Source organism: Myxococcus xanthus (assembly GCF_013116825.1).
Taxonomy (GTDB): domain Bacteria; phylum Myxococcota; class Myxococcia; order Myxococcales; family Myxococcaceae; genus Myxococcus; species Myxococcus xanthus_B.
The window spans coordinates 171,643-178,570 of the sequence record NZ_JABFNS010000001.1; the positions used below are offsets into that span (position 1 = coordinate 171,643).

At 71.8% G+C, this 6,928-nt stretch carries 6 protein-coding genes; all 6 read right to left on the reverse strand.

What is annotated here, in order from left to right:
• Positions 1–209: 209 nt before the first annotated feature.
• Positions 210–1,451 (reverse strand): hypothetical protein, encoded by a 1,242-nt coding sequence (locus HNV26_RS00805; RefSeq protein ID WP_216611672.1) that lies wholly within the window; start codon positions 1,449–1,451, stop codon positions 210–212.
• Positions 1,452–1,498: 47 nt separating this feature from the next.
• Positions 1,499–1,810 (reverse strand): 4a-hydroxytetrahydrobiopterin dehydratase, encoded by a 312-nt coding sequence (locus HNV26_RS00810; RefSeq protein WP_171441130.1) that lies wholly within the window; start codon positions 1,808–1,810, stop codon positions 1,499–1,501.
• A 53-nt stretch (positions 1,811–1,863) separates the two neighbouring features.
• On the reverse strand, positions 1,864–3,225 hold the full coding sequence (locus HNV26_RS00815) for a hypothetical protein (protein ID WP_366816714.1): 1,362 nt from the start codon (positions 3,223–3,225) through the stop codon (positions 1,864–1,866).
• The gene (gene glpK / locus HNV26_RS00820) at positions 3,222–4,712 is read right to left on the reverse strand and encodes a glycerol kinase GlpK (RefSeq protein ID WP_171441132.1); all 1,491 of its coding nucleotides are present in this window, start codon (positions 4,710–4,712) and stop codon (positions 3,222–3,224) included. The genes HNV26_RS00815 and glpK overlap by 4 nt, the downstream gene beginning before the upstream one ends.
• A gap of 92 nt (positions 4,713–4,804) precedes the next feature.
• Positions 4,805–5,029 carry a hypothetical protein gene (locus HNV26_RS00825; protein ID WP_171441133.1) on the reverse strand — a complete coding sequence of 75 codons (225 nt, stop codon included), beginning with the start codon at positions 5,027–5,029 and terminating at the stop codon, positions 4,805–4,807.
• Positions 5,030–5,196: 167 nt separating this feature from the next.
• The gene (locus HNV26_RS00830; RefSeq protein WP_171441134.1) at positions 5,197–6,837 is read right to left on the reverse strand and encodes a hypothetical protein; all 1,641 of its coding nucleotides are present in this window, start codon (positions 6,835–6,837) and stop codon (positions 5,197–5,199) included.
• Positions 6,838–6,928 lie beyond the last annotated feature (91 nt).

The following is a 6,928-nucleotide window of genomic DNA, read 5'->3' on the forward strand; positions in this document are numbered from 1 at the left end:
CCACGCTGGATGCATGCAGTCCCCCCGCTTCGCCCAGGGGAGGGTCGGCATGCGTGTCTGTGTCAGCAACACCCACTGGGGCGTTTGCCTGCCTGGCCGCCGGAGGCGTGTGACGACCCGGCTGACCGTGGGAAATGTCGCCCCGAAGGTGGCACTTCCGTTGCCCCATCAGGGGCCTGGGGGGCCATGGCCGTGGCGCTCGAGGTGCCTCAGCGCCAGAAGCCCACGGACAGGCCCACGTTGGTGTAGCGGCGCGCCAGGTCGAAGGAGGCCGTCACGGACCAGTCCTCCCAGTAGCGGAAGACGAACACCTCGAATCCGCCGGTGACGTGGGGGCGCGCGGGCCGCTTGTCGAACGGGGACGGCTCCGCGTACGCGCCGGCCCGCAGCCGAATCATGCCCGGCACCGTGTCATGCTCCACGCCGATGCGCGGCGCGAAGGAGGTGCCCTTGCCCACCGTGGCCTCGTCCGCCGTGGACGCGAAGGTGCGCGCGGGCACCGCGTTGTCCACGCTGGAGATGAGGTCCACCTGGGCGCTGATGAGCCAGCGGCCCGCGGGCGCGTCCAGGGGCTCGGCTTCGGGCACCGGCAGCGCGTCTCCCTCCACGAGGAGCTGCCGCCGTGCCGCGGGAGACAGCCGGTTGTAGCGCTCCGCGCCTTCGCCCAGCCGCCAACTGGCGCCCACGGACAGCACGGCGGGGGACACCACCGCGCCGAAGAGGGTCCGCCCCGCCAACTCCGGGAGCTGGTTCGGCTCGCGCCGCCAGTCTCCCACCACCTCCGGCCGCACCGTCACGCCCATGCGCCACGGGCGCCCATGCGGCCGGTACAGGATGTCCACCGCCACGCCCGTGTCGCCGTAGCGCAGGTCCGTGCCTCCGGAGTCCAGCCGGAAGGAGGCCTGCGCCGCGTAGATGCCCAGCGCGAGGATGAAGTCGTCCTGGCCAAAGGACATGGCCCCCGCCAGCACCGACTGCGTGAGCGACACGCGGATGCGCTCACCGGGCCCCGCGCACGCGGCCGTGGCGCAGTAGGACACCACGCTGTTGCGCATCGCGAAGCCGATGCCGAAGCGCTTGTACTGGAGCAGCAGGCCGCCCAGCAACTGCCGGCTGTCGTGGGACTCGTCGGGCTGCCCGTCGTTGTCCACGTCCCGCTTGCGCGAGCCGGTGAAGGGCAGGTCCAACCAGGACAGGGTGACGCCCAAATCCCAGTCCTTCTCCAAGGCCGGACCCCGGTGCGCCAGCGAGGCCAGGTTGCTGGGCAGCCCCGCGGCGCCCTCGGCGATGCCCACGTACGCGCCGCCCATCGCCACCATGCGCGCGGAGCCCAGCAGCGCGCCGGGGTTGAGGTACAGCCGCTCCGGGCGAGGCTCCAGCGGCGGGGGCGTCTCCTGCGCCCATGCCGCGGATGTGGCGCCCAGTACCAGCGCGCACCCGAACGCTTTCATCCCCCCGCCACCGCGTCCTGCCGGACGCGCCACCGACCTGGAGGGACTCACCGAGCGCGCGTGGCCTCCGTGAAGAGGCGGTCCGCCTCGGCGGCCAGCGCGGTGTCGCGGGCGGTGAGGCCCCCGGCGTCGTGGGTGACGAGCGCCAGCGTCACCTTGCGCCAGCGGATGTCGATGTCCGGGTGGTGGTCCGCCTTCTCCGCCGCCTGCGCCACCTGCTCCACGAAGGCGATGCCGGCGAGGAAGGTGGGGGTCTCGAAGGTGCGGCGAATCATCCCGCCCTCGTGCTTCCACTCGGTGTGCTGCGAGAGGAAGGACTGGAGCGCCTCGGGTGCGAGCAGCGTGGGTCTGGAAGCCATGGCCGCCTTTCTACCCGCTCCCAGGCTTGAGGGAAGACACCCGCCGTCCATCGTCATGGGGTGGACGGCCGCGCGTACACTTTCACGCCGTACAGAATGTTCCAGTGCTCCAGGTGGAAGTAGCGCCCACCGACGAAGGGAGGCTTGCGCCTTTCCGGAGACGGCAGCAGCTCCAGGACGACGGTGCCCGTCTCCGCGCGCCAGCGGGGCACGGCGTAGGGCCTCGAGACACCGACGGCCGGCGACACCACGGGGAGTCCGAAGCCCGTCGTCCGCAGACGCTCGGCGCCCTGCAACTGGAAGGAGGAGGTCATCTCCAGGACGCCGTCCAGGCGCAGGCGGCCGCTCGCCGCCGAGTACCGGAGCAGCTCCAGGTTCTGCGTGCCGGAGGCGGCGCGCGCCCACAACACCCCCTCTTCGTGGCCCACGGGCAGACCGGGGACGCTGTGGCAGGGCTCGTCGGGGACGGGCCGCGGCGCGCCCGCGGCGTCGAGCTGGTAGGGGCAGGCCTGGATGGCCAGGGTGGCGGGCGCTGGCGCCTCGGCGATGCGGACCACCAGAAGCCGCTCGCCCGCGCGCATCAGCAGCGAGGGGAGGTCATCGCTGAACGTGGCCAGCCGCGAGGGGCGAACGGGGGTGGAGCCCATGGCGCGCAGCCCCTCCTCCTCCGAGAAGGCGTAGCGGTGCAGATGCGTTTCATCCAGCAGCAGCAACTCCGTCGCGGTGGCGAGCCGCGCATGGGGCGGCGCATCGGCGGGCGCGCCCGTGGCGGGGAAGGGCGCATCGGCGGAGGTCGCGAGGGGCCCGCTTCCCATGTCGACATAGCGGCGCACCCGGCCGGCCTCCGTCACCCACACCACGTCGCCGGCCACGACGGCGGGGGCGAAGTAGTCACCCAGGGGCTGGGGCTCCTGGTCCGGCGTGCGCAGCGCCTGGCTGCCGCACAGCCACGTTCCCGACGACGTCCGGTCCACGCTGGGGCACTCCACCACGGTGGACAAATCCGCCAGGGGCGCCTGGGCGCTGTGGTCCTCCACCACGTAGAGGGAGGACTGGCGGACGCTGCCCACCGGAGAGAAGGAGACGACGAGGTGATGGCGCCCCGTCTGCTCCGGCGTGAACCGCACGACGGCGGACGCCCCATGCCCCGCCAGCTTCGCGGTGGCGGGGAGCACGCGGTTCTGAGGGTCCCTCACCTCCACGGAGACGGACTGCGCCCGCTCGTCCTGCGAGGCGCCACACCTGCTGAAGACGCCGTGGACGGTGAGCGCCTGCGGCTGGCCCACGCCGACCATGGCGCCGTCGAAGAGAGGGGAGGGCGCGTGCTCCTCGCAAGGGCCCATGGGGCACCCCACCCCGGTGCCCACCGCCAGCAGCGCCGTCAGCAACCGAAGGACGTGGGGGGCCTGTCTCACGCGCGCTCCACGGCCCGCTTCCACTTCGCCAAGTGCCGCTCGCGGGCATCCGACTTCATCTTCGGCTTGAACGTCTTCTCCGCCTTCCACGCGCGGCGGATGGCCTCGGGGCTGTCCCAGATGCCCGCGCCCAGGCCGCCGAGGAAGGCCGCGCCCAGGCTCGTCGTCTCCAGGTTTCGCGGGCGCACCAGCGGCACGCCCAGCACGTCCGCCTGGAACTGCATGAGGAGGTTGTTGGCCGCCGCGCCGCCGTCCACCTTGAACACGGGGATGTCCCGCCCGCTGTCGCGGCGCATGGCCTCCGCCAGGTCATGAATCTGCAGCGCGATGCCCTCCAGCACCGCGCGCGCCATGTGGGCCACGGTGGTGGAGCGGTCGATGCCGGCGAAGAGGCCGCGCGCCTCGGGCCGCCAGTGTGGCGCGCCCAGGCCGGCCAGCGCGGGCACGAAGACGACGTCCCCGGAGTCCTTCACGCTGGCGGCCAGCGCCTCGATGTCTGGCGCGCGCTTGATGACCTTGAGCCCGTCGCGCATCCACTGCACCGCCGCGCCGGCGATGAAGCTGCTGCCCTCCAGCGCGTACGTGGTGGTGCCGGTGCCGCCCAGCCGCCACGCCACGGTGGTGAGCAGGCCCGTCGACGAGCGCACCGGCTCCGAGCCGGTGTTCATCAGCAGGAAGGCGCCGGTGCCATAGGTGCACTTGGATTCGCCGGGATCGAAGCACGCCTGGCCGAAGAGCGCGGACTGCTGGTCTCCCGCCATGCCCGCCACGGGGATGCCGTCCGGCAGGCTGCGCATGCCACGCGTGGTGCCGTACACCTCCGCGGAGCCGCGAATCTGCGGCAGGCACGCGGCCGGGACGGATAGCAGCGAACGCATCTCGTCGCTCCACTGGAGCGTCGTCAAATCCATGAGCAGCGTGCGGCTGGCGTTGGACACGTCGGTGACGTGCGCCGCGCCGCCGGTGAGCTTGTAGACGAGCCAGGTGTCGATGGTGCCGAAGCACACGTCGCCCTTCTCCGCCTTCGCGCGCGCGCCCTTCAGGTGGTTGAACATCCACGTGAGCTTGGTGCCGGAGAAGTACGGGTCCACCACCAGCCCCGTCACCTCGCGCACGCGCGGCTCCACGCCCTGCTCCTTGAGCCGGCGGCACTGCTCGGCGGTGCGGCGGTCCTGCCAGACGATGGCGTGGGACAGCGGCTGTCCGCTGCCGCGCATCCACAGGCCCGTCGTCTCGCGCTGGTTGGTGATGCCGATGGCGGCGATGTCCTTGCCGCGCAGGCCCGCGTCCTTCAGCGCCCGGGCGATACACCATTCACTGCTGGCCCAGATTTCATCCAGGTCGTGCTCCACCCAGGACGGCTTGGGGAAGTGCTGGGTGAACTCCTTGTAGGAGCGGCCGACCACCTGCAGCTTCGTGTCGAGGATGGAGACGTGCGTTCCAGTGGTGCCCTGGTCCAGGGCCAGGACGTACTTCGCCTTCGGCATGGGGTGTGCCCTCCCTATGGTGGATGCCAGCGGGGAGGAACCCTACTCCAGTCGAGGGGCCGGGCAGGCGGGCTTCCTGCCCGGCGGCGCGGCTAGTAGCCGTAGGGGCGCCGGTTTCCGAGCACCTTCCGGAGGCCGAGCGCGGCCAGCCCGCCCAGGGCGATGCGGCCCAGCGAGCTGCCGAACACGCCGCTCGAGGCCGCCCGGCCGCGGCCATGACCGCCGTGGCCCCGGCGTCCATACCTGCTCCGGCCACGGCTCCATCCACCGAAGCCCGAGCTGCGACGATTCCCCAGGATGTTGTCCAGTAGCGACATGGTGGCTCCTCTGTTCGTCGATGCGTTGAGCGCCCCGCCGGGGCGGAGATGCCCCCGCGGGCGCGGAGTGCCCTCAAGTTGACGCTTCCCTCCGCCGGGGGCAGCCCTGGCCGAAGGAAGTGCCTCCCGGGCCCCCTGGTGGGCCGGGAGGCAGCCAGGCGGTCTGCCTACTTCCCGCTGTAGATGCCGATGGCGCCGGGGCGGGCGATGGCGCCCGCCGCGTCCCGCTGGGCCTTGAAGGCCACCAGCACCTTGCGCGCGTCACCGCTGCCCACCACCTGGATGTCCCAGACGGGCAGGGCGGACAGCCCTCCGAGCGCCGGGTTGTGGCTGACGAACGTCCCCTCGCGGTGCATGCGCGTCAGGCCCTTGCCCCAGAGGTGGCCAATCCAGAGGCTGCCGTCGCGCGGGTCCAGCTCCAGCGAGGAGATGTTGCGGTCGCCGTCGCCCTCCAAGAGGTATCCCGTCACCAGCCCGGCGTCGCTCAGCTTCGCCAGGCCCCACTCGAAGCTGGACACCCAGACGGTGCCATCGGGCATCAGCGCCAGGTCGCTCACCAGGTCGTCCTTGCGCTGCGCGTGGGTGGGGAACTGGGGTTCGGCCACGGCGTCAGGCCACAGGTCGATGCGGTTGGCGGCGTGCTTCTTCTCCTCGCTCTGCTTGCGCGCCGCCTCGAAGTTCCATGGCGCGCCGGTGCCTACGTGGCCCACGGCGTTGGTCATGATTTTGAACCGCGTGGTCCGGATGTGCGTGCCCAGCCAGACGTCGCCGTCGGGCCGCACGGCCACGCCCCAGACGTCTCCGGCGAGCCGGCTGGCCTCGCTGGTGCCGTCGCCCATCGCGATGGCGGGATGGACGTGCTCCATGACGCCGAACTTGCAGCGCTGGCGGTTCTCGGCCCCCATGTAGACCCACGCGTTGGCGGCGACGACCTCGGCGTTGGAGCACGCCTCGCCGCCCTGGTAGTCGGGCTCGCCCCACGCCAGGCCGTGGTTGGCCGCGAACCACAGGCTGTTTCGTGCCTTGTCCCAGACGATGCGGTTCACCGAGCAGAGCTTCTCGCGGTGGCCATAGCCGGGCACGGAGTGCGCGGGAGAGTGGAGGTCGTAGTGCACCACGCGGAGCGTTCCGTCCGCCTGGAGCTCCACGCGGTCCGCGTCACCGCTCTTGAAGATGGCGGGGTCCTCGAACACGCCGGGGGCCTTGTAGAACTCGCTCTCGCAGTTGGGCCGGCCCTCATAGCCGACGAAGACGGTGCCCGCGGGGCCACCCGTCACCGAGAGGACCTTGAGGTAGCGCGCTTCGGGCGCCGGGTCCTTGCCCTTCCACGGCGCCCACGGCTTCAGGCCGTCCGCCAGGGTGTAGCAACGCAGGGCGGTGGCGCCCGGACGCAGGAGGCACAGGCCGTCCTCGCCGCCCGCGACCCAGATGTTGCCTCCCTCGTCCTGGGTGACACCCAGGACCTCGCGAGGGCCGCCCTCGGCGGTACCCCAGAAGCGCCAGTTCGCGCTGTCGGGAGGAATGGGGTCGCCGCCGTCCATGGGACCGTTCGTGCCCGCGTCGGGCTCCACCGGGGGTGGGTCCACGGGCGTCCCCGAGTCCGGAACCTCTCCACCCACGGGCGGCGGCTCCTCACCTTCGCCCGGTGGTGGCTCTCCGGGTGGCTCGGTGGGGGGTGGTTCGTTCCCTTCGTCAATCCCATCGTCTGTGGACGGCGGCGCCTGGAGCTGCTCGCCGCCATGGCAGCTCAGCAGCAACGTCAGCCCGAGCACGCCCGCCCACCATCTGCCCTGTCCAAGTCCGCTCATACCTGGGTCCGCCTCCGGCGTCTGTCTTTGGACGCGTTACTTCGCGTCCTGACTTCAGAGGCAAGCAGGGTGCCAGGGGGGAAAGCCGGGC

Coding starts and splice junctions, on each gene's coding strand:
- HNV26_RS00805 (WP_216611672.1), bottom strand. CDS start 1,451: ATGAAAGCGTTCGGGTGCGCGCTGGTACTGGGCGCCACATCCGCGGCA.
- HNV26_RS00810 (WP_171441130.1), bottom strand. CDS start 1,810: ATGGCTTCCAGACCCACGCTGCTCGCACCCGAGGCGCTCCAGTCCTTC.
- glpK (WP_171441132.1), bottom strand. CDS start 4,712: ATGCCGAAGGCGAAGTACGTCCTGGCCCTGGACCAGGGCACCACTGGA.
- HNV26_RS00825 (WP_171441133.1), bottom strand. CDS start 5,029: ATGTCGCTACTGGACAACATCCTGGGGAATCGTCGCAGCTCGGGCTTC.
- HNV26_RS00830 (WP_171441134.1), bottom strand. CDS start 6,837: ATGAGCGGACTTGGACAGGGCAGATGGTGGGCGGGCGTGCTCGGGCTG.